This is a genomic window from Pseudomonas sp. AM8 (assembly GCF_036346475.1).
Lineage (GTDB): Bacteria > Pseudomonadota > Gammaproteobacteria > Pseudomonadales > Pseudomonadaceae > Aquipseudomonas > Aquipseudomonas marginalis.
Genome location: NZ_JAOTNX010000002.1, coordinates 533,347 through 559,607, shown reverse-complemented (window position 1 = coordinate 559,607; position 26,261 = coordinate 533,347). Strand labels below are relative to the sequence as shown.

The following is a 26,261-nucleotide window of genomic DNA, read 5'->3' as shown; positions in this document are numbered from 1 at the left end:
GCCTCGGTTTTGGATATGTACACAATCCAAATGTGGGAGGGGGCGGTCCCCTCCCACATTGCGATCGGCATTGTGCTTAGAAGATATAGTCGGTGGTCAGGAAGCTTGAGTCACGGTTACGCAGGATATCGCTGACCAGCGCCTTGTTGCTGTCCTGGAACTTGGTCGCCACCAGGGTGCGGATCGAAAACACGCGCAGCGCGTCATGTACCGACAGCGTGCCTTCGGCCGAGTTCTTGCGCCCGTTGAACGGGAAAGTGTCCGGGCCGCGCTGGCATTGGGCGTTGATATTGATGCGGCCGACCTGGTTGGCGAAGGTGTCCACCAGGCGTCCGACTTCCACGGCGTTGGTGCCGAAAATACTCAATTGCTGGCCGAAGTCCGAGTCGAGTACGTACTCGATCACCGTCTCCAGATCGCGGTAGGGCACGATGGGCACCACCGGGCCGAATTGTTCCTCGTGGTACACGCGCATCTGCGGGTTCACCGGGTACAGCACCGCCGGGTAGAAGAACGAACCACGATGGGTACCGCCATTGGCATTCACCACGTGGGCGCCGTGTTGTTGGGCATCGGCCACCAGGTCGTTGAGGTAATCCACCTTGCCGACTTCCGGCAGCGGTGTCAGTGAAACCCCGTCTTCCCAGGGCATGCCGGGCTTGAGGGTCTCCAGCTTGCGGTTGAATTTCTCGATGAAGCTGTCGACCACGTCTTCATGCACAAACAGGATTTTCAGCGCGGTGCAACGCTGGCCGTTGAAGGACAGCGAACCGGTGACGGCCTCGCTGACGGCGTTGTCCAGGTCCACCTCGGGCAGCACGATGCCGGGGTTTTTCGCATCCAGGCCCAGGGCCGCACGCAGGCGGTGCGGCTTGGGGTGCAGCTTTTTCAAGTCGCTGGCGGCCTTGTTGGTGCCGATAAAGGCAAAGATGTCGATCTTGCCGCTTGCCATCAACGCACTGACGGTTTCGCGGCCGCTGCCGTAGATCACGTTGATCACCCCGGCCGGGAAGCTGTCGCGGAAGGCTTCCAGCAACGGACGGATCAGCAGCACACCGAGTTTGGCCGGCTTGAACACCACGGTATTGCCCATGATCAGCGCCGGGATCAGCGTGGTAAACGTCTCGTTGAGCGGGTAGTTGTAGGGGCCCATGCACAGCGCCACGCCCAGGGGCACGCGGCGGATTTGCCCGAGGGTGTCCTGTTCCAGCTCGAAGCGGCTGCTGCGGCGGTCGAGTTCCTTGAGGGCATTGATGGTGTCGGTGATGTAGTCGCAGGTGCGGTCGAATTCTTTCTGCGAGTCCTTGAGGTTCTTACCGATCTCCCACATCAGCAGGGTGACCACTGCGTCGCGCTGTTCGCGCATACGTCGCAAAAACGCCTCGACGTGCTGGATACGCTCCACCACCCGCATCGTCGGCCATTCACCCTGGCCACGATCATAAGCGCGCACGGCGGCATCGAGGGCGGTGAGGGCGGTGTCGGCGTCCAGCAACGGCGTGCTGCCGATCACCACGCGGCGGTCGCCCAATTGCACCGGGCTCTGCACCTGGGCCAAGGGGCCGTTCCACACCTGCAACTGGCCATCCACCAGGTAGTCACGCTGTTCGATGGGCGCCGCCAGGCGGTATTGCTCGGGAATATCGGCGACGCTGGTGGGAAACAGCTGGGCGAGCAGGTTGCTGGTGGTCATGGCACTACCCCTGAAATAGTTGCAAAACATGACGAGAGAGTCACCCAACACAGGGCTCTATGGCAAGGCTTGTGCGCGTTGCACTACACACCGGGGCGTGTCGCCTGCTCTTCGAGATAGTAGACTGCGCGCCTTTCTTGAAGGAGTTCACATGAGTCAGTACCAGCCGGGCATTCTTGCCGCACCGGTGCCTTTGCAGGCACGCCATCTGTTTTTTGCCGTGGACACCCTGGCAGCCGTGCCCGCTGCGCTGGACGCGCTGGTGCAGTTGGCCGATTCGGCGGCAGTGGTCGGATTTGGCGAGCCGCTGGTCAACGCGCTGGGTGCAACGATTGATGGTTTGCGCAGCTTTCCTGCCGTGAGCGCACCGGGTGCGCACAACCCGTCCACCCAGCAGGCACTGTGGGTGTGGCTGCATGGCGTCGATCGCGGTGAGTTGCTGCTGCGCAGTCGCGCTTTCGAGAAGGCCCTGGCCCCGGCGTTTCGCCTGGTGCAGTCAACCGAAGGCTTCCGCTACAAGACCGGCTTCGACCTCACCGACTACGAAGACGGCACTGAAAACCCCCACGACGACGCTGCCGTTGAAGCCGCCCTGACCGACAGCGGTGCCAGCTTCGCCGCGATCCAGCAATGGCAGCACGACCTTGATGGCTTCGCCGCGTTGCCCGCCCAGGAGCGCGACCACATCATCGGCCGCCGCCATGGCGACAACGAAGAGCTTGAAGACGCTCCCGAATCCGCCCACACCAAACGTACCGCCCAGGAAAGCTTCACCCCGGAAGCCTTCGTGGTGCGCCGCTCCATGCCCTGGGCCGAAAATGGCCAGGCCGGGTTGATGTTCCTCGCATTCGGCCATTCCTTCGATGCGTTCGAAGCCCAACTGCGCCGCATGAGCGGGTTGGAGGACGGGATTGTCGATGGCCTGTATCGCATCAGCACGCCGTTGACCGGTGGTTACTACTGGTGCGCGCCGGTCAAGGACGGACGCCTGGACCTGAGTGCAATCCTTCAAGGACCGCGTATCTAACGCTGTCCGGACTTGGGTGGCGAAGCGGTTTTTGCGTACGACTGCGGAACCACCCTGGCGTGGGTCGCCACAGAGACAACAGTCTGCTTTGCATATCCGTTTTTCGACGGTATGTAGAGCGGATTTGTCGAGTAATCAAGGAAACTCACTCATGGCTATTATTCATCAGCACCACGTGTCTCTTGTCCATAGTGCATCTTTCGCCACCCATGCCCCTGTTGTTGCCCATTGGCACCCTGCCAACCCTTATGCGGGGCTGTCCGACGCCGCGCTGGCGCGGGAGTTTGACAAAAATTTCGATGCATTCAGGCCAGCAGGCTCGCCACATGCGACACAGGGGAAAATTCGTGAGGTCGCGAGGCGCCCGCTGACGGGAGATGCGCAACAAAACAAGTTGACAATGTTGGCCAGGGAAGTGCTCAAGCGTGACCAGGTGATGAATCAGCTGGATACGGTGGATGTTGCGGGTCGGGACGGTATTATTGGCCGCTGGAATCCGAAGATGGCCGCCGCCAAGTTATCGGACGTTCCCCCACAATGCTCTGCTTCAACTCCAGAAGCTTGCCGTCCCAGTCCCATCATTGCTGCGAGCTTGATTGTTTACTAAGGGATGACAGGCAGGCGTGATGCGCGATGAGGCGCACATTCCATGTTCATCAACATGAAAATTTTGACAGCGGCGCCATGGGCCACTGAAATCAATCCCCGTTGATCGTATGCTAGTGGCCTTTGTTACCTGTCCGGATGGTTCATGTCTTCTGTCGTCGATGGGCTGCCCCTCAATAAACGCCTGCCGGCCGTGATCGCGATCTCCCTGGGGATCGGCATGGCGACCCTGGACACGGCCATCGTCAACACGGCGTTGCCGACCCTGGCCGAAGGGATTGGCACCGATTCCGCCTCGGTGATCTGGGTGGTCAATGCCTACCAGTTGGCGATTATCGCCACGGTTCTGCCGTTTGCGTCCCTCAGCGATGTGCTCGGGCACCGCCGCGTGTATCTCGGCGGGTTGCTGCTGTTTATCGTCTCGTCGCTGTTTTGCGGGCTGGCCGGCTCGCTGGTGACCCTGACTGCCGCCCGTGTGGTGCAGGGGCTGGGGGCGGCGGCGATCATGAGCGTCAATACGGCGTTGCTGCGGCATATCTACCCGTCAAAAATGCTCGGGCGTGGCCTGGGCTATAACTCGCTGGTGGTGGGGCTGGCGTTTACCCTGGGGCCCACGGCGGCGTCGGCGATTCTGTCGGTGGCGACCTGGCACTGGCTGTACCTGATCAATGTGCCGTTGGGGCTGTTGGCCCTGGGATTGGGCCTGCGTTCATTGCCGACCCTGCCGATGACCGGACATGCCTTTGACCGCCTCGCGGCCGCGCTGTGTGCCGGGTTGTTCGCCTTGCTGGTGCTGGGGCTGGGCACGGCGGTGCATGGTGCGCAGGGGGCGTTGACCCTGGGCTTGATTGCGGTGGCGCTGCTGTGTGGCGCCTTGCTGCTGCGTCGGCAGGCCGGTCACCCGGCGCCGATGCTGGCGTTGGATCTGTTCAAGCGGCCGGTGTTTGCCTTGTCTTCCTTGACGGCGATCTGCGCCTTCAGCGCCCAGGGCCTGGCCTTTGTGTCGCTGCCCTTTCTGTTGCAGGCGGTGTTGGGGCATAGCCAGGTGGAAACCGGGTTCCTGATGACGCCGTGGCCGGCGGTCGTGGCGGTGATGGCGTTGGTCGCCGGGCGCCTGGCTGACCGTGTGTCCCTGGGCCTGCTGTGCGGTATCGGGCTGTTGATGTTGAGTGTGGGCATGGCCGGGTTGGCGACCTTGGGCCACGGCGCGTCGGCCTTTGATATTGGCTGGCGCATGGCGTTGTGCGGTGCCGGTTTCGGCTTCTTCCAGTCGCCCAACCTCAAGGCCTTGATGACCAGTGCGCCGTTGGCGCGCAGCGGTGGGGCCAGCGGCATCGTGGCGATTTCGCGGTTGCTGGGGCAGACACTCGGCGCGTCGTTGGTGGCGTTGTGTTTCCACGTGTTCGTGGGCAGCGGGCCGCAATACGCGTTGTGGTTGGGGTGTGTGTTTGCGCTGGTGGGCGCTGTGGCCAGCGGCCTGCGTTTGCTGCCCTACGGGAAAAAGCCGTTGTAAAACCTGCGGCGGGAGGGCTAACGTGGCGACCTGAATATTTCGGGATGTTTCAGATTTATGTCAAGCCTGGCCCTCCGCACTGCTGATACCCATTCCCGCCGCGCTGCGTTGACCCTGGCCTTATGCCTGCCCAGTGACGTGTTGCTCTATCTGCTGCTGCCCATGGAGTCCCAGGCCTTCGGCATCACGCTCGCCCAGGCCGGGGTGTTGCTGGCGGCCAACCGCCTGGTGCGGATTTTCGGCTATCGGCATGTGTTGAATTTCTACGCGCGCAACGGTGATCGCCTGACCTGCATGATTGCCGCCGGCGCCGCAACGCTGTGCGCCCTGGGCAATTCGGTGCTGTCGGGTTTTGCCGCGTTGTTGGGGCTGCGGCTGGTGTGGGGCCTGTGTTTTGCCGCGTTGAACCTGTCGACTCAGGTATTGGCCACCTCCGAACCGGAGGGCGCCGCGCGCCGGGCCGGGCGTTCGCGGGCCCTGATCGCCTGGGGGCCGATGCTGGCGTTGCCGTTCGGTGGTTGGCTGACGCTGTGGGCCGGGCCGCGTCCGATCTTTGTGATCCTCGCTGGCTGTTGCCTGGTGGGGCTGTGGATGGCGCGCGGCCTGCCCAGCGCCGGGCATGATTTGCACAGCACCCCGGGGCGCCGTTTCAAGTGGCCCGACAGCGTGGCGCTGTGGTCGTTTATCGAAGGCGTGGCGCTGGACGGACTGTTTATTTTCGGCCTGTCGATCCAGGCGCAGAAGCTGCTCGGCGGTAATGCGGTGCTGATCGCCGGCGGCTTGATGGCCCTGCGTTATGTCTCGGAAATGCTCCTGAGCCCCCTGGGAGGTCACGCCGCCCAGCGCTTTGGCGCGACCTCGATGTTGTTGCTGTTTTCGTTCCTGAGTGCCTTGGCCTTGACGGCGTTCGGCAGCTATTGGGTGATTGTCGGCGCGGCGGCGGTGTTGGTGCTGCGCGCGTTGCAACTGCCCCTGGTGACCACCCTGGTCGCCGAGCGCAACCCCGGTTCGCTGCGGGTGTCGGCCCTGGCGTCGAATGCGGTATGGCGTGACATCGGTGCGGGCCTCGGGCCACTGCTGGCAGGCCTGCTGTTGCCGGTGGCCTCGGCACCCCTGGTGTTTGGCGTGGCGGGTGCGGCGATTGCGGTGAGTGCGTTGTTCTGCTGGCGCACCCGTGTGGCAGCAGACTGACTTACGTGCGTTTCAATCCTTCCAGCCAGGCGGGATCAAAGCGGGTTTGTTCGGTGTCGATCCCCAGTGCCAGCATCGTGTTCTTATGCGCGTCCATTTCACCGACCAACTGCGCCTGGGCACTGGAGTTGGCGTCCAGGGCGTGCATCTGCGTCAGCCCCAGGTGATAGAAACGCAGTATCTTCATGGCCGTCGGATCATTCGCCTGCACACGCTCGGTGACGGTGTGCATCACGTTGGTCACGCGCATCAGGGTGCGCTTGAGCTGCCAGCCATACACGGCCGGTGCCAGCCACGGTTGGGTGCGGAACGGGCCGCGCAGCAGGGCGACCGTTATCAACACCCCGGCGAATACGCCACCGACATTAAAGCGGAAGTTGTCACCGCCGGGTTCGCCGAACAGCATCACCGCCAGGCTCGACAGCAGCATGGCCAGGGCCACGAACAGCACGGCCACGATCAGCGTGCTGCGGCGCGTCTGTTGGCGGTAGGTGACGGGGTCGCAGGGTTTGAGCTCGAACATCCGGTCCAGGTCTCCAGGGCGGGTAGGGGGAAGGCATCTTCTCATGGTCAGCGGTCAGTGGTGGGGCAATCAAGTTGAACCATGATCTGGGGCAGTTTCTCTAAACCGGTGTAGTCCCTTTGAGGTCAACCACCATGCCCGAATACAAGCAGCCACCGCCCGGAACCCCCGACCCTGACCGCACGCCCGGTGAAGAGGAGCGCGACAACGATGCCTTGCGCCCCAATGACCCGAAAGAGCGTGACGCCCAGAATGATGTGGAGCGCGTCGAAGACGACCTGGAAAACCTCCACGACAAAGCTCGCCCGCTATAACAGGAGACCATGATGAACAAGCGCTCGGATGGACCGCCCTCCAATGAACACGCCAGCGGCAAGGATGAGCTGGGATTTGATCCGGACTCGCCCGATGTGGCTGATCCGCAGGTTGATCCCATCGGTCCGGCCATCGCCCCTCTGGATAAAAAGGCCAAGGACGACGGGAAAAAAAAGCCGCCCTACGATCCGTTGGGCGACTTGAAGAAATGAGCTGGGCCCCGCCAATGAGCGGGGCTTTTTGTTTATCTGGGCGGCATCCAGGTGACGTCGGTAATGCCGTACTTCTCGGCCCACGGGCGCGTGGTTTTTTTCACTTGCTCATGGCCGACCCGGCCGATACGGCTCACATGCGCAATGTCAGCGTCAACGGCTGCCCAGTGCCAGGCCTCGGCGTTGTTCATCACTTCGGCACGCACCACAAAGGACTTCGGTTGACCGTGCAGTTGGTAGTGGATGGTGTAGATTTTTGCGGTACTCATGTTGCCTCCCTGTCTTGTTATAGATGGATAGGGAACGGTTTAAAAAGGTTCACTCAAAATGACAATCTGCATGCTTGCGCGGCATAGTGACGCATTCCTCCCGCGCCCAAGGATCGCGCCATGACCCTCCTGAACCACAGCCGCCTGTACCTGCAACGCCTGGGTTACGAGTCGCCGCCACCGCCCACCCTGCAGACCCTGCGGGATTTGCAACTGCGCCATGTGTGCACCTTCGCCTTTGAAAGCCTGTCGACCCTGCTGCGCCTGCCGGTGCCGATCGACTTGCCCAGCGTCGAGCAGAAAGTCTTGTTCGATGGGCGCGGTGGGTATTGCTATGAGTTGAACCAGATGTTCCTGGCGCTGTTGCAGGAACTGGGGTTCGAGGCGCGCGGCATTACCGGGCGGGTTGTGATGGGTGGTCCGCCGGACGCACGTACGGCGCGCACCCATCGCCTGAGCCTGGTGACCCTGGACGGCGTGCGCTACATCACCGACGTCGGCTTTGGTGGCATGGTGCCCAGCAATCCGTTGCAGTTGGACACGCAGGCCGTGCAGGCCACGGCCCATGAGCCGTATCGCCTGACACTCAATGAGCAGGAGGGCAGCTACACGTTGTGGGCCGAGGTCGCGGGGGAGTGGCGTGGCTTGTATGTGTTCGACCTGCAAGTGCAGGCAGACATCGACTACGAAATCGGTAACTGGTACGTCTCGACCCATCCAGGTTCGCCGTTCCTGGGCCAATTGAAAGTCGCACGCCTGGCAGCGGGCGAACGCCACACCTTGAACAACGCCCACTATGGGATTCACTACCTGGATCGGCCGAGTGACAAGCGTGTGATCCAGAGCGCCGACGAGCTGCTGGACGTACTGGGCACTACCTTTGGGATTCGCGTGCCGGTTCACCCTCAGCTTGATTCAACCCTTGAGGGCTTGGTAATGGCTGCACGCCAGGAGTATTGATCTAGAGCCATCGCTGAACCGTTTTACCTCCAAGTGGGGGCAAATTTTTTCGAACCTTTGGTGCCAGCCTGGGTTCGAAGCGTTTCCTGAATAATTTGCCCACCAGACAAGGAGATGTAAACGATGTCCAAACTATTCGGAAACCTCCTCAAGCATTCCTCACTGCTGGCGCTGGTCGCCGCGCCAGCAGTGGCGTTCGCCGCACCGTCCACTGACCCGATTTCTACCTTTGGGATTCTGGGCAGCTACAACGACTTCAAGCTCGAAGGCGGTAGTGAAAGTGATAAGGACCACATGCCCGAAGCCGGTCTTTTCTACAACTTCGGCAACAAGCTCACCGCCGAGTCGGGCTTTATCTACCAGGCAGGTGTGGAAGCCAAGTACGGTAAAAAGAGTGATAACAAACTCAAGGAAGGCCAGGCCGACCTGGATCTCGGCTGGCGTGCCGCGCTGGATGCGCGCAACTTCGTCGACGTGATCGTTGGCGGCGGTTACAGCTGGACCCGCTATGAGCTGGACTCGAACGACTACGACATGGAACTCACCAACAAGTCGCCGTTCGCCAAGGCAGCCCTGGGCTACAACCATCAGTTCGATGACATGACGCTGCGTTTCGAAGCCGGTGCGCGTCGCACCATTGATGGTCGTACCAAGCTCAAGGTGGACGGCGTGGGCAGCGACACCGTAGACCTCAAGGACCGCACTAACCCGTATGCGGAAGTCAGCCTGCTGATGAACCAGAAGGGCGACCTGCCGGTGATGGCGGGCCTTTACTACACCCGCACCGAATACAAGCTCGACGGTGATTCCGAAGTGGCCGATAACACTCGGCTCAAGCGGGATGAGTACGGGGTCAAGCTAGGCATCGCGTTCTGACGCGGTTGCAATGTAAAACGCCCCGAACATTCGGGGCGTTTTTTTGGGCTGTTGCAGGTCAGCCCAGAACGCAAAAACGGCGCCCTGGGGCGCCGTTTCTGTTGATTCGCATACCGCTAAGGGATCAAACCCCCAGCACCGCGTGCTGCACCAGGGTCAGCAACGGTTGTGGGTACACGCCGAGGAAGAAGGCGAGCAGGGCGATAGCCAGCAGCATCACGCCACCGGCTTTCTGTTCCCAGTGCAGCTCGGCATCCACACGGCGCAGGTTTGGCTCGATCAGGTACAGGGTGACCATCACGCGCAGGTAGTAGAACACGCCGATGGCACTGCCCAGCACCAGGGACGCAACCAGCCACCACTCGTGGGCTTCGACACCGGTCGCGACGATGTAGAACTTGCCGATAAAGCCCGCGGTCAGCGGGATACCGGCCAGGGACAGCATCATCACGGTGAGTACGGCGGTCAGGTACGGACGGCGCCAGAACAGGCCGCGGTATTCGTACAGGGCGTCGGCGTCACGGCCCTTGTAAGGCGAGGACATCAGGGTGATCACGCCGAACGCGCCGAGGCTGGTGATCACGTAGGTGACCAGGTACACGCCGATGGCTTCCACGGCCAGGCCTTTGCTCGCCACCAGGGCGATCAACAGGTAGCCGAAGTGGGCGATGGACGAGTAACCCAGCAGACGCTTGAGGTTGTTCTGGGTCAGCGCCAGCAGGTTGCCGAACAGGATCGACGCGATGGCGATCACGGTCAACACGTTGCTCAGCACGCCGGTGTTGGCGGCAGGCGAGATCTGGAACAGACGCACCATCACCGCAAACACAGCGACCTTGGACGCGGTCGCCAGGAACGCCGCCACCGGCGCCGGGGCGCCTTCGTACACGTCCGGGGTCCACAGGTGGAACGGCACCAGCGACAGCTTGAACGCCAGGCCGATCAGCATCATCGCCAGGCCCAGTTGGGCAATCGGCGCGGGGCTGTTGGTGGCGGCCAGGGCGTGACCGATACCGGTGAAGCTCAGGCTGCCGGCTTCGGCGTAGAGCAGGGCCATACCGAACAACAGGAACGCGGAACCGGCGGCCGACAGCACCATGTACTTGATGCCGGCTTCCAGGGAACGCTTGTTGAAGAAGGCGTAGGCCACCAGGCCGTAGGTCGGGATCGACAGCAGTTCCAGGCCGATGAACAAGCCGGCCAGGTGCTGCGCGCTGACCAGCACGATACCGCCGGCCGCAGCCAGCAGGATCAGCAGGTACAGCTCTTCGCGGTTGCCCGGGTAGCCGGTGCCGCCTTCGCCGAGGTAGGCGTGGGCGAGGGTGACGCAGGCGAGGGTGGCGACGAGGATCAGCGCGATATACAGCAGCGCGAAATCATCGACCATCATCAGCGGGGTCACCGCCAGTGGCGCGACCTTGAGTGCCGGGATAATCGACAGCAAGGCCAGGTTCAAACCGGCGCAGGACAGCAGGAACGTTTGTGAGTGATTGCGGCGCCAGGCGATCGCCAGCATCACCACCACGATGGTGAGGCTGGTGATCAGCAGCGGCGCAAGCGCGATAAAGTGTTGGATCGTGAATTCCATAGCGCTCTTACCGGGCCGAAGCGAGTTGAGAGAAGGCGGTGCCGAACCACTGCTGCACGCCATGCATCGTCGCGGCAGAAGTGTCCAGGAACGGTTGCGGGTACACGCCGATGTAGATCAGCAATACCGCAAGGCCGAGCACCATGATCAGTTCGCGAGCATCCATCCCTTTGAGGACGGTGTCGGACTTGGCCGGGCCGAAGTAGGCGCGGTGGATCATGATCAGCGAGTAGACCGAACCGAATACCAGGCCGGAGGTAGCAATGGCGCTGATCCACGGTGTTTGCACGAAGGCACCCATCAGGATCAGGAACTCGCCGATGAAGTTACCGGTACCCGGCAAGCCCAGGGAAGCGGCGGCGAAGAACAGGCTGATCGCCGGCAGGTACGCAATGCGCGACCACACGCCGCCCATCTCACGCATGTCACGGGTGTGCAGGCGCTCGTACAACTGGCCACTCAGGATAAACAGTGCCGCGGCCGAGACACCGTGGGCCAACATCTGGATCACCGCACCTTGCAACGCCAGCTGGCTGCCGGAGTAGATGCCGATCAGTACGAAGCCCATGTGGGAAACGGACGAGAAGGCAATCAGACGCTTGATGTCGGTTTGGGCGAACGCGAGGAATGCACCGTAGAAGATCCCGATCAGGCCGAGGGTCATGGCAATCGGCGCGAACTCGGCCGAGGCGTTCGGGAACAGCGGCAGGGCGAAACGCAGCAGGCCGTAGGCCGCCGTCTTCAGCAGGATACCGGCCAGGTCCACGGAACCGGCGGTCGGCGCCTGGGCGTGAGCGTCAGGCAGCCAGGAGTGGAACGGCACCACCGGCAGCTTCACCGCGAAGGCGATGAAGAAGCCCAGCATCAGGATGTACTCGGTGGTCAGGGACATCTTGGTTTTCAACAGGTCGGCGTAGTTGAAGGTAATCACGCCAGTCGAGTTGAAGTTGACCAGTACCAGGCCCAGGATCGCCACCAACATGATCAGGCCGGAAGCCTGGGTGAAGATGAAGAACTTGGTCGCCGCGTAGATCCGGGTTTTCTTGCCGTCCGAAGAACTGTGACCCCAGAGCGCGATGAGGAAGTACATCGGCACCAGCATCATCTCCCAGAAGAAGAAGAACATGAACAGGTCGAGGGCGAGGAACACGCCGACAACGCCGCCCAGGATCCACATCAGGTTCAGGTGGAAGAAGCCCACGTGACGCTGGATCTCTTTCCAGGAGCAGAGTACCGAGAGGATACCCAGCAGGCCGGTCAGCAGGATCATCAACAGCGACAGGCCGTCGAGGGCCAGGTGCACGTTGATGCCGAAGCGCTGGATCCACACGTGCTTGAATTCAAGCGCGAACGTTGGATCGACACCCGGTGCCGGAGCGAATGAATAGTCGCCATGGGCCCACAGCCAGAGGCCGAGTGCGAGTTCCAGGGACATGGTCAGCAACGCAATCCAGCGGGGGAGGGTGGCGCCGAAGCGTTCACCCATCCAGCAGAGCAGGCCGCCGATAAAGGGGATCAGGATTAGCCAGGGCAGAATCATGACGGGCTCGTTTCCTTTCGCAAGTTCGCAAAGTTCATATCAGACCGCTACCACAACGATGGCGCCGATCACCAGCACGGCACCGGCCGCCATGGAAGCCGCATACCAACGCAACTGGCCGGTCTCGGTACGGCTCAGGGCGGTGTGACCGCCTTTGGCCGCGCGCGGGATCAAACCGATGGTCTGGTCGAGCGGGTCTTTACGCAGTACATGACTGATGGCCAGGTAGGGCTTGACGAACAGTTTGTCGTAGAGCCAGTCGAAGCCCCAGGCGGCGAACCACCAGGCCGAGAGGAAACGGCCGATGCCACTGTTGGCCACGGCGGTCACGAAGCGACGCTTGCCGAGGAACAGCAGGGCCGCCAGCAGGATGCCGGCGATGGCAATGGCGCCCGAGGCGATTTCCAGACTGTGCTTGGCGGCGCCGCCGGCATGGCCGGCGCTTTCCGGCAGTACACCGGCCAGTGGCGGGGTGATCAGCGCGCCGATGAAGGTCGACAGGATGATCAGCACCGACAGTGGCAGCCAGTGAGAGATGCCATGGCCTGCGTGGGCTTCGGTCTTGGCTTCACCGTGGAAGGTGATGAAGATCAGGCGGAAGGTGTACAGCGAGGTCATGAACGCACCCACCAGGCCTGCGTACAGCAGGTTCTGGTTACCGCTGGCAAAGGCTTCCCAGAGGATTTCGTCCTTGGAGTAGAAACCGGCGGTCACCAGCGGCAGGGCGGCCAGGGCGGCACCACCGACGATGAAGCTGGCGTAGGCCAGTGGCAGTTTCTTCCACAGGCCGCCCATCTTGAAGATGTTCTGCTCGTGGTGGCAGGCCACGATCACCGCACCGGAGGCCAGGAACAGCAGGGCCTTGAAGAAGGCGTGGGTCATCAGGTGGAAGATCGCCGCGTCCCAGGCGCCGACGCCCAGGGCCAGGAACATGTAGCCAATCTGGCTCATGGTCGAGTAGGCGAGGATCCGCTTGATGTCGGTCTGCACCAGCGCGGCGAAGCCGGCCAGTACCAGGGTCACGCCGCCGACGATGCCCACCAGGTGCAGGATGTCCGGCGCCAGGGTGAACAGGCCGTGGGTACGGGCGATCAGGTAGACACCGGCGGTAACCATGGTTGCGGCGTGGATCAGTGCCGACACCGGGGTAGGACCGGCCATGGCATCCGCCAGCCAGGTCTGCAGCGGCAGTTGCGCGGATTTACCCACGGCGCCGCCCAGCAGCATCAGGGTCGCCAGGGTGATCCAGAAGTCGCCGACCTGGAATTTCTGCGGTGCCAGCACCAGCAGTTCCTGGATGTTCAGCGTGCCCACCTGTTGGAACAGGATGAACAGGCCGATGGCCATGAACACGTCGCCGATCCGGGTGACGATAAATGCCTTGAGTGCCGCGTTACCGTTGTTGCGGTTGCTGTAGTAGAAACCGATCAACAGGTACGAGCACAGGCCCACGCCTTCCCAGCCGAAGTACAGGAACAACAGGTTATCGCCGAGCACCAGGAACAGCATGCTGGCGATGAACAGGTTGGTGTACGAGAAGAAGCGCGAGTAGCCCGCTTCACCACGCATGTACCAGGACGCGAACAGGTGGATCAGGAAGCCCACACCCACCACCACGCCGAGCATGGTGATCGACAGGCCGTCGACGTAGAGGGCGAAGTTGGGCTTGAAGCCTTCCACCGACATCCACTGCCACAGCACCAGGGTGTAGTGACCGCCTTCCGGCGGCGCCACGTTGAATTGCCAGATGACGTAGGCGGCAACGATGGCCGACAGGCCAATGGAGCCCACACCGATCAGGGCAGAAAGGTTTTCCGACCAGCGTCCGCGAGAGAACGACAGCAGCAGGAAACCGATCAGGGGAAATACGAAAGTCAGAAAGATCATGTTCATCCGCGCATCTCACTGGCAGCGTCGATATCAAGCGTGTGGAAGCGACGATACAGTTGCAGCAGGATCGCCAGGCCGATACTGGCCTCGGCGGCTGCCAGGCTGATCACCAGGATGAACATGACTTGTCCATCCGGCTGGCCCCAACGTGCACCTGCAACGATGAACGCCAGTGCCGCAGCGTTCATCATGATTTCCAGGCTCATCAACACGAACAGAATGTTACGGCGAACCATCAGGCCGACCAGGCCAAGGCAGAACAGGATGCCGGCGACCGCCAGACCATGCTCCAAAGGGATAGCAGGCATCGTCATTGCTCCTTGGCTTCGTTACGGCCCAAGTGGAAGGCGGTGATGGCTGCGGCGAGCAGCAGCATCGAAGCCAGTTCGACCACCAGCAGGTACGGGCCGAACAGGCTGATGCCCACGGCTTTTGCGTCCACGGTGGTGTGGCCGATGGCCTGGCCGCTCTGGTGAGCGAACAGCACATACAGCAGTTCACCCAGCAGCAGCGCTGCGAGGACAACCGGGCCGAGCCAGATGCCGGGCTTGAGCCAGACGCGTTCCTGGGCGACCGAGGCCGGCCCGAGGTTGAGCATCATCACCACAAACACGAACAGCACCATGATGGCGCCGGCGTAGGCGATCACTTCCAGCACACCGGCGAACGGTGCGCCGAGGCTGAAGAAGGTCATGGCCACGGCGATCAGCGAAATGATCAGGTAGAGCAGGGCGTGCACGGGGTTGGTGTTGGTGATCACGCGAAGCGTGGACACAACCGCGATACCCGATGCGAAATAGAAAGCGAATTCCATCTTTCTTCCTTAAGGCAGCAAGCTCTTCACGTTGATCGGCTCGGCTTCGTTTTGTGCGGCGCCTTTCGGCTTACCGGCAACGGCCATACCTGCAACACGATAGAAGTTGTAATCAGGGTTTTTACCGGGACCAGAGATCAGCAGATCTTCTTTCTCGTACACCAGGTCCTGACGTTTGAACTCGGCCATCTCGAAATCCGGTGTGAGCTGGATCGCGGTGGTCGGGCAAGCTTCCTCGCAGAGGCCGCAGAAAATGCAGCGCGAGAAGTTGATGCGGAAGAAGTCCGGGTACCAGCGACCGTCTTCGGTTTCAGCTTTCTGCAGGGAGATGCAACCCACCGGGCACGCCACGGCGCACAGGTTGCAGGCCACGCAACGCTCTTCGCCATCGGGGTCGCGGGTCAGCACGATGCGGCCGCGATAGCGCGGCGGCAGGTACACCGCTTCTTCCGGGTATTGCAGGGTGTCGCGTTTACGGAAGCCGTGACCGAACACCATCACCAGGCTTCGCAACTGGGTACCGGTACCCTTAACGATGTCGCCAATATATTTGAACATGGGTCAAATCCTCACTGAACCGCGCCCGCTGGCGTGTTCAACAACACAACGGCAGCAGTCACCAGCAAATTGATCAGGGTCAGCGGCAGGCAGAAACGCCAGCTGAAATCCATCACCTGGTCATATCGTGGACGCGGAATGGAAGCGCGCAGCAGGATAAACAGCATGATGAAGAACGCGGTCTTCAGGAAGAACCAGAAGAACGCCAGCTGCGGCAGGATGCCGAACGGACCGTGCCAGCCGCCAAAGAACAGCGTGACCAGCAGGGCCGAGATCAAGATGATGCCGATGTATTCACCGACGAAGAACATGCCCCATTTCATGCCGGCGTATTCAATGTGGTAACCGTCGGCCAGTTCCTGTTCTGCTTCCGGCTGGTCGAATGGGTGACGGTGAGTCACGGCCACGCCAGCGATGAAGAAGGTACAGAAGCCGAAGAACTGCGGAATGATGAACCACAGGTTCTGCGCCTGGTACTCGACGATGTCGCGCATGTTGAACGAGCCGACCTGCACCACGATGCCCATCAGCGCGAGGCCCATGAACACTTCGTAGGACACGGTCTGGGCCGAGGCCCGCAGGCTGCCCAGCAGGGCGAACTTGTTGTTACTGGCCCAACCGGCGAACAGCACCGCGTAGACCGACAGGCCGGCCATGGCGAAGAAGAACAGCAAGCCGATGTTCAGGTCCGCCACGCCCCAGGTCGGGGTGATCGGGATGATCGCGAAGGCGATCAGCAAGGCGCTCATGGCCACGACCGGTGCCAGGGTGAAGATCACCTTGTCGGCAAACGGCGGGGTCCAGTCTTCCTTGAAGAACATCTTCAGCATGTCGGCGGCGATCTGGAACATACCGAACGGGCCAACGCGGTTCGGACCGTAACGGTCCTGCCACCAGCCCAGCAGGCGACGTTCGACGAAGCTGAGCAGGGCGCCCGCGACGACCACGGCCAACAGGATCACGATGGCCTTGACGACCGAGATGATCACGTCGATCACTTCAGGGGTGAACCAGGTCATTGCGCTGCCTCCTGCAGACCGTCAACGGTTTTGCCGAAGATCGCCGGCGGGATGCCGGCAAGGCCTTTAGGCAGGGCAACCAGGCCGGCACCCAGCTCTTCGTTGATACGCAGCGGCAGACGCAGGGTCTGGCCGGCCACGGTCACGCTGAGCAAGGCTCCGTCGTTGACGCCCAGGCGGTCGGCTTCGGACTTGGCCACGGACACGTAGGCCTCGGGAATGCGCTCTTGTACCGGCGCGGCCTTGGAAGAGGTCTCTTCGCTGCCGAACAGGTGGAAGAACGGCACGACCTGCCAGGTGCCCTGGGCCGGGTTGAACGGACGCGGGACCGCAGCGAACCAGTTCAGCGTGTCGCCCTGGGGTTCGATCAGGCGGGTGCCCGGGTCGCCGGCGCGGATGTGACCACCGACTTCGTCCTGGAACTTGTTCCAGGCCTGTGGCGAGTTCCAGCCCGGCGACCAGGCAAACGGCACCTGCTGACGCGGCTCGACCGAACCCGAGTAACCTTCCATGGAGAAGGCGAACGCGGTGTCGTTGTCTTGCGGGGTACGCGGCTCGTGCACGCTGATGTCGGCGCGCATGGCGGTACGACCGGAGTAACGCAGCGGCTCACGGGCGAGCTTCATGCCCTTGATGCGGAACGCGGCGGACGGTGCGGCGTCGACGATACGCGCCAGCTGCGGCGCGCTCGCGGCGGCTGCGGCGGTGACGTGGTCGAGCTGGGTCCAGTCGATCGGCTGGTTCAGCAGGGTCGCGCGCAGGGCATGCAGCCAGCGCCAGCCTTCGTGAACCAGGATGCTGGCGTCCATGTACTTCGGATCGAACACCTGGAAGAAGCGCTGGGCACGGCCTTCCTGGCTGACCAGGGTGCCGTCGCCTTCGGCGAAGGTAGCGGCTGGCAGTACCAGGTCGGCACGCTCGCTGGTGGCGGTCTTCTGGTGGTCGGCGACGATCAGGACCTTGGCGGCGTTCAGCGCAGCGTCAACCTTGGCGGCGTCGGTGCGGGTGTACAGGTCGTTTTCCAGCACCACGATCGCATCGGCAGTGCCGTCGATCACGGTTTGCAGGGCGGCGTCCAGGGACTCGCCACCGAGCATGGCCAGGCCGAGGCTGTTGGCTTCCGGCACCACCAGGCTGATGGAGCCGTTCTTGTCGCGCAGCTTCAAGGCCTTGGCGATGTTGGCGGCGGCTTCGATCAAGGCCTTGGAACCCAGCGAGGTACCGGCAATGATCAATGGACGCTTGGCTGCCAGCAGGGCGTCGGCAATGCGCTGGGCCAGTTCGACGGCTTCAGTGTCCAGGCCTTCGACTGCCGGCGCGCTGGCGTCGAGGGCGTGGGCCACGGCGAAACCGATGCGGGCCAGGTCGTCCGGTGCGGCGTGGACGCATTCTTCGGCGATGTCGTCGAGCTTGGTTTCCGCCAGGCTGGCGATAAACAGCGGGTTCAGCGCGTGCTGGCCGATGTTTTTCACCGCAGCGTCGAGCCAAGGCTGGACGCGCATGGCGTCGGCCATGTCTTCGGCCTTGCCTTTGACCGACTGGCGCAGGGACAGCGCGATACGCGCGGCGGTCTGGGTCAGGTCTTCACCGAGCACGAAGATGGCATCGTGGTCTTCGATGTCGCGCATGTTCGGCACCGGCAGCGGGCTGTCGTTCAGCACCTGCAGGACCAGGCGGATGCGCTCAAGCTCACCGGCTTCGATACCGGAGTAGAAGTGCTCGGCACCCACCAGCTCACGCAACGCGTAGTTGCTTTCGAGGCTGGCGCGGGGCGAGCCGATACCGACGATGTTGCGGCCGCGCAGCAGGTCGGCGGCTTTGTCCAGCGCCGCGTCCAGGCTCAGCTTGGCGCCATCGGCCAGCAGTGGCTGGCGTGGACGGTCTTCACGGTTGACGTAGCCATAGCCGAAACGACCACGGTCGCACAGGAAGTACTGGTTTACCGAACCGTTGAAGCGGTTTTCGATGCGACGCAGTTCGCCGTAGCGTTCGCCCGGGGAGATGTTGCAACCGCTCGAGCAGCCGTGGCAGATGCTCGGCGAGAACTGCATGTCCCACTTGCGGTTGTAGCGCTCGGAGTGGGTCTTGTCGGTGAACACACCGGTCGGGCAGACCTCGGTGAGGTTGCCGGAGAACTCGCTTTCGAGCACGCCGTCTTCAACGCGACCGAAGTACACGTTGTCGTGGGCGCCGAATACGCCGAGGTCGGTGCCGCCGGCGTAGTCTTTATAGAAGCGTACGCAGCGGTAGCAGGCGATGCAGCGGTTCATTTCGTGGGAAATGAACGGGCCCAGCTGCTGGTTCTGGTGGGTACGCTTGGTGAAGCGATAGCGGCGCTCGTTGTGGCCGGTCATCACCGTCATGTCTTGCAGGTGGCAGTGACCGCCTTCCTCACAGACCGGGCAGTCGTGGGGGTGGTTGGTCATCAGCCATTCGACAACGCTGGCGCGGAACGCCTTGGATTCTTCATCGTCGATGGAGATCCAGGTGTTGTCGGTGGCTGGGGTCATGCAGGACATGACGATACGACCACGGGTGTCGTTTTCGTCGGTGTACTGCTTGACCGCACACTGGCGACAGGCACCGACGCTACCAAGCGCGGGGTGCCAGCAGAAATACGGGATATCGAGGCCGAGTGACAGACACGCCTGTAACAGGTTGTCCGCCCCATCGACTTCGAGCGCTTTGCCGTCTACGTGGATAGTGGCCATGGTTCAAAGTTCTTCGTTGGCCCGTTGTCAGCGGGCGTGGCTAATGGAATCTTGTTATTCATGTGCATCTACACAGCCTTCACGGCGTCAGCACATGAGCAGGCGAAGGGCACGGACCCTTTGCCTGTTTAAGCGTTACGCGCCGACTACGATCGGCCTTGCCAGAGGCGGGACGGCGGCGCTGGTGGGCGCGATGCCGGCTTCGAACTCCGAGCGGAAGTATTTGATTGCGCTGCCCAATGGCTCCACGGCGCCCGGTGCGTGAGCACAGAAGGTCTTGCCTGGGCCGAGGAAACCGACCAGGCCCAGCAGGGTCTCGATGTCACCCTCGCGGCCTTCGCCATTTTCCAGGGCCATCAGCAGCTTGACGCTCCACGGCAAACCGTCGCGGCAGGGGGTACAGAAGCCGCAGGATTCACGGGCAAAGAACTGCTCCATGTTGCGCAGCAGCGAGACCATGTTCACGGTGTTGTCCACCGCCATCGCCAGGCCGGTACCCATCCGGGTGCCCACCTTGCCGATGCCGCCGGCATACATTTGTGCGTCGAGGTGCTCAGGAAGCAGGAAGCCGGTGCCGGCGCCGCCTGGCTGCCAGGCCTTGAGGGTGTAGCCGTCGCGCATGCCGCCGGCGTAGTCCTCGAACAGCTCGCGGGCGGTCACGCCGAATGGCAGTTCCCACAGGCCAGGGTTCTTGACCTTGCCGGAGAAGCCCATGAGCTTGGTGCCCATGTCTTCACTGCCTTCGCGGGCCAACGATTTGTACCAGTCCACGCCGTCGGCGATGATCGCCGGCACGTTGCACAGGGTCTCGACGTTGTTCACGCAGGTCGGCTTGCCCCACACGCCCACGGCGGCAGGGAAGGGCGGCTTGGAGCGCGGGTTGGCGCGGCGGCCTTCGAGGGAGTTGATCAGTGCGGTTTCTTCACCGCAGATGTAACGCCCGGCGCCGGTGTGCACGAACAGTTCGAAGTCAAAACCCGAACCGAGGATGTTCTTGCCCAGCAGGCCTGCGGCCTTGGCTTCTGCCACGGCACGGTTGAGGTGCTTGGCGGCGGTGGTGTATTCGCCGCGCAGGAAGATGTAGCCACGGTAGGTTTTCAGCGCGCGGGCGCTGATCAGCATGCCTTCGATCAGCAGATGGGGCAGTTGCTCCATCAGCATGCGGTCTTTCCAGGTGTTGGGTTCCATTTCATCCGCGTTGCACAGCAGGTAGCGGATGTTGATGGATTCGTCTTTGGGCATCAGGCCCCACTTAACACCGGTGGGGAAGCCTGCACCGCCGCGACCCTTGAGGCCGGCGTCCTTCACGGTCTGGACGATGTCGTCCTGGGCCATGTCGGCGAAGGCCTTACGCGCAGCGGCGTAACCGTTCTTGGCCTGGTACTCGTCGAGCCATACCGGCTCGCCGTCGTCACGCAGGCGCCAGGTCAGCGGGTGGGTTTCGGCCGAACGCTTGATCAGGTTGGCCGGGCCGAAGGAAGTCAGGGTCATGGGTAGCCCTCGAGCAATTGGGTCACGCCAGCGGGCTGCACGTCACCGAATGTGTCGTCGTCGATCATCAACGCCGGCGCCTTGTCGCAGTTGCCCAGGCAGCACACCGGCAGCAGCGTGAAGCGGCCGTCCGGGGTGGTCTGGCCGAGGCCGATGCCCAGCTTGGCCTGGATCTCGCTGACCACCGACTCGTGGCCACCGATGTAGCAGACCATGCTGTCGCACACGCGAATGATGTGGCGGCCGACCGGCTGGCGGAAGATCTGGCTGTAGAACGTCGCCACGCCTTCAACGTCGCTGGCGGGGATGCCGAGGATCTCGCCGATGGCGTAGAGGGCGCCGTCCGGCACCCAGCCACGTTCCTTCTGGACGATCTTCAAGGCCTCGATCGACGCCGCGCGCGGGTCTTCGTAGTGATGCAGCTCGTGCTCGATGGCCGAGCGCTCGGTTTCACTCAAGGTGAAACGGTCTGTCTGGATAAGCGTGCTGTTCATGCTTAGCGGTCCACGTCGGCCATAACGAAATCGATACTACCCAGGTACGCAATCAAGTCCGCGACCATCTCGCCTTTGATCACCGAAGGGATCTGCTGCAAGTGGGCGAAGCTTGGGGTACGAATCCGGGTGCGGTAGCTCATGGTGCCGCCATCGCTCGTCAGGTAATAACTGTTGATACCCTTGGTCGCTTCGATCATCTGGAAGGATTCGTTGGCCGGCATTACCGGGCCCCACGAAACCTGCAGGAAGTGCGTGATCAGGGTTTCGATGTGCTGCAGCGTGCGCTCTTTCGGCGGCGGCGTGGTCAGCGGGTGATCCGCCTTGTACGGGCCGGCCGGCATGTTGCGCATGCACTGCTCGATGATCTTCAGGCTCTGGCGCATTTCTTCGACGCGCACGATGCAACGGTCGTAGGCATCGCCATTGGCGGCCAGCGGTACTTCGAACTCGAAGTTTTCGTAGCCCGAGTACGGACGCGCCTTGCGCAGGTCGAAATCGCAACCGGTGGAACGCAGGCCGGCACCGGTGACGCCCCATTCCAGGGCCTCTTTGGTGTTGTACTGGGCGACGCCGATGGTACGGCCCTTGAGGATGCTGTTATCCAACGCAGCCTTCTGGTACTCGTCCAGGCGCTTGGGCATCCAGTCGATGAATTCCTTGACCAGGCGTTCCCAGCCATTCGGCAGGTCATGGGCGACACCGCCGATGCGGTACCAGGCCGGGTGCAGGCGGAAACCGGTGATGGCTTCGATGACCTTGTAGGCGCGCTGACGGTCGGTGAAGGTGAAGAACACCGGGGTCATGGCGCCGACGTCCTGGATATAGGTACCCAGGAACAGCAGGTGGCTGGTGATCCGGAAGAACTCGGCCATCATGATGCGGATGGTGTCGACGCGGTCCGGAACCTTGATGCCGGCCAGCTTCTCGACCGAGAGCACGTACGGCAGGTTGTTCATCACGCCGCCGAGGTAGTCGATACGGTCGGTGTACGGGATGAAGCTGTGCCACGACTGACGCTCGGCCATCTTCTCGGCACCACGGTGGTGGTAGCCGATGTCCGGCACGCAGTCGACGATTTCTTCGCCGTCCAGTTGCAGGATGATGCGGAAGGCACCGTGGGCCGAAGGGTGGTTCGGGCCCAGGTTGAGGAACATGTAGTCCTCGTTGGTGCCGGAGCGCTTCATGCCCCAGTCTTCCGGACGGAAGCGCGCGGCCTCTTCTTCAAGCTGCTGCTTGGCGAGGTTGAGGCTGAACGGGTCGAATTCGGTGGCGCGGGCAGGGAAGTCCTTGCGCAGCGGGTGACCTTCCCACGTTGGCGGCATCATGATGCGCGTCAGGTGCGGGTGGCCCGGGAAGTCGATACCGAACATGTCCCAGACTTCGCGCTCGTACCAGCTGGCGTTCGGCCAGATACCGGTCACGGTCGGCACGCTCAGGTCGCTCTCGGACAGTGCGACCTTGATCATCACGTCGCTGTTACGTTCCAGCGACAGCAGGTGATAGAACACGGTGAAATCGGCGCCGCTCGGCAGGCCCTGGCGCTTGGTGCGCAGGCGTTCGTCCACGCCATGCAGGTCATAGAGCATGACGTACGGCTTGGGCAGGTTGCGCAGGAAGGTCAGGACTTCGACGAGCCTGGCGCGCGCCACCCACAGCACCGGCATGCCGGTGCGTGTGGCCTGGGCGGTGAAGGCGTCAGGGCCAAAACGGTTATTGAGTTCGACGACCACATCCTGGTCGTCTGCCTTATAAGGCGGGATGCGTCGAGCACTGCCTGTAGTCATGGTTTTTTATCGCTTTCGGTCAACGTAAAGAATGAAGCCAGGTTTTCGTTCTATAAAAGAAGCGGTGCTGGATCAGACTTCGTCTGGGCTGCGCAGGTTGGTGACTGCGATTCGCTGTTCGCGGCGCTGTTCCTTTTGCGACGGCATCTCGGCGCGGTACACGCCTTGATCGCCGACGACCCAGGAAAGCGGGCGACGCTCCTTGCCAATCGATTCCTGCAACAGCATCAAGCCTTGCAGGAATGCTTCGGGGCGGGGCGGGCAGCCAGGCACGTAGACGTCCACGGGCAGGAACTTGTCCACCCCCTGAACCACGGAGTAGATGTCGTACATGCCACCGGAGTTGGCGCACGAACCCATGGAGATAACCCACTTTGGCTCGAGCATTTGCTCGTAGAGACGCTGAATGATCGGCGCCATCTTGATAAAGCAGGTACCGGCGATAACCATGAAATCCGCCTGGCGCGGTGATGCCCGGATAACTTCGGCGCCAAAGCGCGCGATGTCGTGGGGCGCCGTGAAGGCGGTGGTCATTTCCACGTAGCAGCACGAAAGGCCGAAGTTGTACGGCCACAGGGAGTTCTTACGTCCCCAGTTGACCGCGCCACTCAGCACGTCTTCGAGTTTGCCCATGTAGATGTTCTTGTGGACTTGGTCTTCTAACGGATCGGAAACGGTTTCCCGTTCGCCGATGGGGTACTGCTCGTTAGGAGCATCCGGGTCGATCCTGGTGAGATTGTATTGCATCGCCAAAGCCTCATTGTTTCAGCTTCGCTTGCCGCTTACGACGAGCTTCCGGAGCCCAGTCAAGGGCGCCCACTCGAAATAGGTAGACAAGGCCTGCCAACAGAATTGCTATGAAAACGAGGGCTTCGACGAATCCGGTCCAGCCGCTTTCGCGGACGGACACAGACCAGGCAAAGAGAAAGAGGGCTTCGATGTCGAAGATCACGAAGAGCATCGCGACCAGATAGAATTTGGCTGAGAGCCGCAAGCGGGCGCCACCTGTAGGCAGCATGCCGGATTCGAACGGTTCATTCTTGCTGCGGCCCCAGGCTTTTGACCCGAGGAGGCTGGACACACCGAGCATGAAGGCGCAAAGGCCGACAACACCGAGGAGGAAAATGGCAAAGCCCCAGTTGTGGGCCATGAGTCCTGTCGCTTCGGTCATGCTGGAAATCCTTAACAGAGAGCAAAGGTCTCTGAGCTCGAAAAAGTAACGATGCAGTGACGATATGTCGCACTGCAATCAATCGCGGTGATTTTATGGCTAAACACCGGGCAAGTAAAATTCCTAGGGCGAAATTATTCGATGGAATAAGCACATAGTGCACCTTCTTGGGGCTGTAGCCCTTGCGGGGCGGGCATTAGCGGGCATTTGATCAAATGTGTTTTGTTTAACCTGTAACGAAGTTTTTATGTTCTAAATGATAATGAATATTGTTTGCGTGGGGTTTAAGCGATTGTTTCTCATACAGCGGAGTAAGTTGCCGTTACTTGCCTGATTAGCGCGAGTTGTTGGAGCGGATCTTTTAACCGATTTATCTGCGGCAAATACCGCTCTGGATCAAGGTTTGCACAAAATCTTCAGGCTGCAAGCGTTCCTCATGTGGGAGGGGGGGCTCCCACATTTTTGCCCTTATTGAATCAGCGTGATGTGTACCGGCAAAAAAACGCCCCGAACCAGTCGGGGCGTCAGATCGTGCGGCACTGCGGTTAGCTCTTTAACGGGTCCGCCGTGGCCGTGTACTCACATCGATCAGTGGAACTGCTCTTCTTCGGTCGAACCGGTCAGCGCGGTCACGGACGAGGTGCCGCCCTGGATCACGGTGGTCATGTCGTCGAAGTAGCCGGTGCCGACTTCCTGCTGGTGGGCCACGAAGGTGTAGCCCTTGGCGGCGTCAGCGAATTCCTGCTCCTGCAGCTTCACGTAGGCAGTCATGTCGTTGCGGGCGTAGTCGTGCGCCAGGTTGAACATGCTGTGCCACATGTTGTGAATGCCGGCCAGGGTGATGAACTGATGCTTGTAGCCCATGGCGGACAGTTCGCGCTGGAACTTGGCGATGGTCGCGTCGTCCAGGTTCTTTTTCCAGTTGAAGGAAGGCGAGCAGTTGTAGGACAGCAGTTGGTCCGGGTATTCCTTCTTGATCGCTTCGGCAAAGCGACGCGCTTCGTCCAGATCCGGCTTGGCGGTTTCGCACCAGATCAGGTCGGCGTACGGCGCGTAGGCCAGGCCGCGGGCGATGGCCTGGTCGAGACCGGCGCGCACTTTGTAGAAACCTTCCTGGGTGCGTTCGCCGGTTACGAACGGCTGGTCGTACGGGTCGCAGTCCGAGGTCAGCAGGTCCGCGGCGTTGGCGTCGGTACGGGCCAGGATGATGGTTGGCGTGCCGGCAACGTCAGCCGCCAGACGGGCAGCAGTCAGCTTCTGTACAGCTTCCTGGGTCGGTACCAGTACCTTGCCGCCCATGTGGCCGCATTTCTTCACCGAAGCCAGTTGGTCTTCGAAGTGCACGCCGGCCGCGCCAGCCTCGATCATGCTCTTCATCAGCTCGTAGGCGTTCAGTACGCCGCCGAAACCGGCTTCGGCGTCGGCCACGATGGGCGCGAAGTAGTCGATGTAGCCTTCATCACCCGGGCCTTTACCGGCTTTCCACTGGATCTGGTCGGCACGACGGAACGAGTTGTTGATGCGCTTGACCACGGTCGGCACGGAGTCCACCGGGTACAGCGATTGGTCGGGGTACATGGATTCAGCGGAGTTGTTGTCCGCTGCCACTTGCCAGCCGGACAGGTAGATCGCCTGGATGCCGGCTTTCACCTGTTGAACTGCCTGGCCGCCAGTGAGGGCGCCCATGCAGTTGACGAAATCTTTCTCGGGGCGGAAGGACGGCTTGGCACCTTGGGTGACCAGCTTCCACAGCTTCTCGGCGCCGAGTTTTGCAAAGGTGTGCTCAGGTTGAACCGAGCCACGCAGGCGGACGACGTCAGCAGCGGAATAAGCGCGGGTTACGCCTTTCCAGCGTGGGTTTTCAGCCCAGTCTTTCTCGAGGGCTGCAATTTGCTGTTCGCGTGTCAGTGCCATGGGGGAAAACCTCGTCGCATAGGTCTAGGTGGAAAATTCCATTTGCCAGCCACGTAGTGAATGCGTGGTTATGGCTGCTCGCTGACCAGAAGCTCAGGT

25 protein-coding genes are annotated in these 26,261 nt (G+C 61.7%); 8 read left to right on the top strand and 17 right to left on the bottom strand.

Features of this window, described 5'->3' with window-relative positions; genetic code table 11:
* Positions 1 to 76: 76 nt before the first annotated feature.
* Positions 77 to 1,693, bottom strand: a complete 1,617-nt coding sequence (locus V3W40_RS07635) for an NADP-dependent glyceraldehyde-3-phosphate dehydrogenase (RefSeq protein ID WP_330214769.1) — start codon at positions 1,691 to 1,693, stop codon at positions 77 to 79.
* A 151-nt stretch (positions 1,694 to 1,844) separates the two neighbouring features.
* Here V3W40_RS07635 and V3W40_RS07630 point away from each other — a divergent pair, with 151 nt between their 5' ends.
* From V3W40_RS07630 to V3W40_RS07615, 4 genes are all read left to right on the top strand, one after another.
* Complete coding sequence (locus V3W40_RS07630; protein ID WP_065948359.1) at positions 1,845 to 2,720, top strand: Dyp-type peroxidase; 876 nt, start codon at positions 1,845 to 1,847, stop codon at positions 2,718 to 2,720.
* A gap of 151 nt (positions 2,721 to 2,871) precedes the next feature.
* Positions 2,872 to 3,327 (top strand): hypothetical protein, encoded by a 456-nt coding sequence (locus V3W40_RS07625; RefSeq protein ID WP_330214768.1) that lies wholly within the window; start codon positions 2,872 to 2,874, stop codon positions 3,325 to 3,327.
* Positions 3,328 to 3,471: 144 nt separating this feature from the next.
* Entirely contained in the window at positions 3,472 to 4,839 is a 1,368-nt protein-coding gene (locus V3W40_RS07620; RefSeq protein WP_330214767.1) for an MFS transporter, read from the top strand.
* 57 nt (positions 4,840 to 4,896) lie between these two features.
* Entirely contained in the window at positions 4,897 to 6,030 is a 1,134-nt protein-coding gene (locus V3W40_RS07615) for an MFS transporter (RefSeq protein ID WP_065927057.1), read from the top strand.
* A 1-nt stretch (position 6,031) separates the two neighbouring features.
* Here V3W40_RS07615 and V3W40_RS07610 read toward each other — a convergent pair whose 3' ends face one another.
* Positions 6,032 to 6,553 (bottom strand): DUF3087 domain-containing protein, encoded by a 522-nt coding sequence (locus V3W40_RS07610; protein WP_065927058.1) that lies wholly within the window; start codon positions 6,551 to 6,553, stop codon positions 6,032 to 6,034.
* Positions 6,554 to 6,687: 134 nt separating this feature from the next.
* Here V3W40_RS07610 and V3W40_RS07605 point away from each other — a divergent pair, with 134 nt between their 5' ends.
* A complete protein-coding gene (locus V3W40_RS07605) occupies positions 6,688 to 6,867 on the top strand; it encodes a hypothetical protein (RefSeq protein WP_323146489.1) in 180 nt (59 codons plus the stop codon).
* Positions 6,868 to 6,879: 12 nt separating this feature from the next.
* Positions 6,880 to 7,080, top strand: a complete 201-nt coding sequence (locus V3W40_RS07600) for a DUF6021 family protein (protein WP_027606319.1) — start codon at positions 6,880 to 6,882, stop codon at positions 7,078 to 7,080.
* Between the two features lie 32 nt (positions 7,081 to 7,112).
* Here V3W40_RS07600 and V3W40_RS07595 read toward each other — a convergent pair whose 3' ends face one another.
* Positions 7,113 to 7,349, bottom strand: coding sequence for a DUF6555 family protein (locus tag V3W40_RS07595; protein WP_027606320.1), 237 nt, complete (start codon positions 7,347 to 7,349; stop codon positions 7,113 to 7,115).
* Positions 7,350 to 7,469: 120 nt separating this feature from the next.
* Between V3W40_RS07595 and V3W40_RS07590 the strand changes: the two genes are divergently transcribed.
* Both V3W40_RS07590 and V3W40_RS07585 read left to right on the top strand, forming a co-directional pair.
* Positions 7,470 to 8,309, top strand: coding sequence for an arylamine N-acetyltransferase family protein (locus V3W40_RS07590; RefSeq protein WP_330214766.1), 840 nt, complete (start codon positions 7,470 to 7,472; stop codon positions 8,307 to 8,309).
* 123 nt (positions 8,310 to 8,432) lie between these two features.
* On the top strand, positions 8,433 to 9,185 hold the full coding sequence (locus tag V3W40_RS07585) for an outer membrane beta-barrel protein (RefSeq protein WP_330214765.1): 753 nt from the start codon (positions 8,433 to 8,435) through the stop codon (positions 9,183 to 9,185).
* Between the two features lie 124 nt (positions 9,186 to 9,309).
* Here the strand turns inward: V3W40_RS07585 and nuoN are convergent, their stop codons facing one another.
* From nuoN to aceA, 14 genes are all read right to left on the bottom strand, one after another.
* Entirely contained in the window at positions 9,310 to 10,773 is a 1,464-nt protein-coding gene (gene nuoN / locus V3W40_RS07580) for an NADH-quinone oxidoreductase subunit NuoN (protein ID WP_003174731.1), read from the bottom strand.
* Between the two features lie 7 nt (positions 10,774 to 10,780).
* Positions 10,781 to 12,313, bottom strand: a complete 1,533-nt coding sequence (gene nuoM / locus V3W40_RS07575) for an NADH-quinone oxidoreductase subunit M (protein ID WP_017527174.1) — start codon at positions 12,311 to 12,313, stop codon at positions 10,781 to 10,783.
* A 39-nt stretch (positions 12,314 to 12,352) separates the two neighbouring features.
* Positions 12,353 to 14,206, bottom strand: a complete 1,854-nt coding sequence (gene nuoL, locus V3W40_RS07570) for an NADH-quinone oxidoreductase subunit L (RefSeq protein ID WP_065927062.1) — start codon at positions 14,204 to 14,206, stop codon at positions 12,353 to 12,355.
* Positions 14,203 to 14,511, bottom strand: a complete 309-nt coding sequence (gene nuoK / locus V3W40_RS07565; protein WP_003174727.1) for an NADH-quinone oxidoreductase subunit NuoK — start codon at positions 14,509 to 14,511, stop codon at positions 14,203 to 14,205. The genes nuoL and nuoK overlap by 4 nt, the downstream gene beginning before the upstream one ends.
* A 2-nt stretch (positions 14,512 to 14,513) precedes the next feature.
* On the bottom strand, positions 14,514 to 15,017 hold the full coding sequence (nuoJ, locus tag V3W40_RS07560) for an NADH-quinone oxidoreductase subunit J (protein WP_003174726.1): 504 nt from the start codon (positions 15,015 to 15,017) through the stop codon (positions 14,514 to 14,516).
* A gap of 9 nt (positions 15,018 to 15,026) precedes the next feature.
* A complete protein-coding gene (gene nuoI, locus V3W40_RS07555; RefSeq protein WP_003174725.1) occupies positions 15,027 to 15,575 on the bottom strand; it encodes an NADH-quinone oxidoreductase subunit NuoI in 549 nt (182 codons plus the stop codon).
* An 11-nt stretch (positions 15,576 to 15,586) separates the two neighbouring features.
* Positions 15,587 to 16,594: an NADH-quinone oxidoreductase subunit NuoH gene (gene nuoH / locus V3W40_RS07550; protein WP_017737147.1), complete on the bottom strand. Its 1,008-nt coding sequence runs from the start codon at positions 16,592 to 16,594 to the stop codon at positions 15,587 to 15,589.
* Complete coding sequence (gene nuoG, locus V3W40_RS07545; RefSeq protein ID WP_330214764.1) at positions 16,591 to 19,305, bottom strand: NADH-quinone oxidoreductase subunit NuoG; 2,715 nt, start codon at positions 19,303 to 19,305, stop codon at positions 16,591 to 16,593. The genes nuoH and nuoG overlap by 4 nt, the downstream gene beginning before the upstream one ends.
* Positions 19,306 to 19,440: 135 nt before the next feature.
* Entirely contained in the window at positions 19,441 to 20,796 is a 1,356-nt protein-coding gene (gene nuoF, locus V3W40_RS07540; RefSeq protein ID WP_027606325.1) for an NADH-quinone oxidoreductase subunit NuoF, read from the bottom strand.
* On the bottom strand, positions 20,793 to 21,290 hold the full coding sequence (gene nuoE, locus V3W40_RS07535; RefSeq protein WP_010566874.1) for an NADH-quinone oxidoreductase subunit NuoE: 498 nt from the start codon (positions 21,288 to 21,290) through the stop codon (positions 20,793 to 20,795). Before nuoE ends, nuoF begins: the two co-directional genes overlap by 4 nt.
* 2 nt (positions 21,291 to 21,292) lie before the next feature.
* Positions 21,293 to 23,077 carry an NADH-quinone oxidoreductase subunit C/D gene (nuoC, locus tag V3W40_RS07530; protein WP_065927064.1) on the bottom strand — a complete coding sequence of 595 codons (1,785 nt, stop codon included), beginning with the start codon at positions 23,075 to 23,077 and terminating at the stop codon, positions 21,293 to 21,295.
* Positions 23,078 to 23,149: 72 nt separating this feature from the next.
* Entirely contained in the window at positions 23,150 to 23,824 is a 675-nt protein-coding gene (locus V3W40_RS07525; RefSeq protein ID WP_003174719.1) for a NuoB/complex I 20 kDa subunit family protein, read from the bottom strand.
* 10 nt (positions 23,825 to 23,834) lie between these two features.
* Complete coding sequence (locus V3W40_RS07520; protein ID WP_003219575.1) at positions 23,835 to 24,248, bottom strand: NADH-quinone oxidoreductase subunit A; 414 nt, start codon at positions 24,246 to 24,248, stop codon at positions 23,835 to 23,837.
* A 588-nt stretch (positions 24,249 to 24,836) separates the two neighbouring features.
* Positions 24,837 to 26,162 (bottom strand): isocitrate lyase, encoded by a 1,326-nt coding sequence (gene aceA / locus V3W40_RS07515; protein ID WP_003219577.1) that lies wholly within the window; start codon positions 26,160 to 26,162, stop codon positions 24,837 to 24,839.
* Positions 26,163 to 26,261: the final 99 nt, after the last annotated feature.

What these genes read in the sequence shown, in the direction of transcription:
- V3W40_RS07635 (WP_330214769.1), bottom strand. Translation starts at nt 1,693, where the DNA reads ATGACCACCAGCAACCTGCTCGCCCAGCTGTTTCCCACCAGCGTCGCC.
- V3W40_RS07630 (WP_065948359.1), top strand. Translation starts at nt 1,845, where the DNA reads ATGAGTCAGTACCAGCCGGGCATTCTTGCCGCACCGGTGCCTTTGCAG.
- V3W40_RS07625 (WP_330214768.1), top strand. Translation starts at nt 2,872, where the DNA reads ATGGCTATTATTCATCAGCACCACGTGTCTCTTGTCCATAGTGCATCT.
- V3W40_RS07620 (WP_330214767.1), top strand. Translation starts at nt 3,472, where the DNA reads ATGTCTTCTGTCGTCGATGGGCTGCCCCTCAATAAACGCCTGCCGGCC.
- V3W40_RS07615 (WP_065927057.1), top strand. Translation starts at nt 4,897, where the DNA reads ATGTCAAGCCTGGCCCTCCGCACTGCTGATACCCATTCCCGCCGCGCT.
- V3W40_RS07610 (WP_065927058.1), bottom strand. Translation starts at nt 6,553, where the DNA reads ATGTTCGAGCTCAAACCCTGCGACCCCGTCACCTACCGCCAACAGACG.
- V3W40_RS07605 (WP_323146489.1), top strand. Translation starts at nt 6,688, where the DNA reads ATGCCCGAATACAAGCAGCCACCGCCCGGAACCCCCGACCCTGACCGC.
- V3W40_RS07600 (WP_027606319.1), top strand. Translation starts at nt 6,880, where the DNA reads ATGAACAAGCGCTCGGATGGACCGCCCTCCAATGAACACGCCAGCGGC.
- V3W40_RS07595 (WP_027606320.1), bottom strand. Translation starts at nt 7,349, where the DNA reads ATGAGTACCGCAAAAATCTACACCATCCACTACCAACTGCACGGTCAA.
- V3W40_RS07590 (WP_330214766.1), top strand. Translation starts at nt 7,470, where the DNA reads ATGACCCTCCTGAACCACAGCCGCCTGTACCTGCAACGCCTGGGTTAC.
- V3W40_RS07585 (WP_330214765.1), top strand. Translation starts at nt 8,433, where the DNA reads ATGTCCAAACTATTCGGAAACCTCCTCAAGCATTCCTCACTGCTGGCG.
- nuoN (WP_003174731.1), bottom strand. Translation starts at nt 10,773, where the DNA reads ATGGAATTCACGATCCAACACTTTATCGCGCTTGCGCCGCTGCTGATC.
- nuoM (WP_017527174.1), bottom strand. Translation starts at nt 12,313, where the DNA reads ATGATTCTGCCCTGGCTAATCCTGATCCCCTTTATCGGCGGCCTGCTC.
- nuoL (WP_065927062.1), bottom strand. Translation starts at nt 14,206, where the DNA reads ATGAACATGATCTTTCTGACTTTCGTATTTCCCCTGATCGGTTTCCTG.
- nuoK (WP_003174727.1), bottom strand. Translation starts at nt 14,511, where the DNA reads ATGCCTGCTATCCCTTTGGAGCATGGTCTGGCGGTCGCCGGCATCCTG.
- nuoJ (WP_003174726.1), bottom strand. Translation starts at nt 15,017, where the DNA reads ATGGAATTCGCTTTCTATTTCGCATCGGGTATCGCGGTTGTGTCCACG.
- nuoI (WP_003174725.1), bottom strand. Translation starts at nt 15,575, where the DNA reads ATGTTCAAATATATTGGCGACATCGTTAAGGGTACCGGTACCCAGTTG.
- nuoH (WP_017737147.1), bottom strand. Translation starts at nt 16,594, where the DNA reads ATGACCTGGTTCACCCCTGAAGTGATCGACGTGATCATCTCGGTCGTC.
- nuoG (WP_330214764.1), bottom strand. Translation starts at nt 19,305, where the DNA reads ATGGCCACTATCCACGTAGACGGCAAAGCGCTCGAAGTCGATGGGGCG.
- nuoF (WP_027606325.1), bottom strand. Translation starts at nt 20,796, where the DNA reads ATGACCCTGACTTCCTTCGGCCCGGCCAACCTGATCAAGCGTTCGGCC.
- nuoE (WP_010566874.1), bottom strand. Translation starts at nt 21,290, where the DNA reads ATGAACAGCACGCTTATCCAGACAGACCGTTTCACCTTGAGTGAAACC.
- nuoC (WP_065927064.1), bottom strand. Translation starts at nt 23,077, where the DNA reads ATGACTACAGGCAGTGCTCGACGCATCCCGCCTTATAAGGCAGACGAC.
- V3W40_RS07525 (WP_003174719.1), bottom strand. Translation starts at nt 23,824, where the DNA reads ATGCAATACAATCTCACCAGGATCGACCCGGATGCTCCTAACGAGCAG.
- V3W40_RS07520 (WP_003219575.1), bottom strand. Translation starts at nt 24,248, where the DNA reads ATGACCGAAGCGACAGGACTCATGGCCCACAACTGGGGCTTTGCCATT.
- aceA (WP_003219577.1), bottom strand. Translation starts at nt 26,162, where the DNA reads ATGGCACTGACACGCGAACAGCAAATTGCAGCCCTCGAGAAAGACTGG.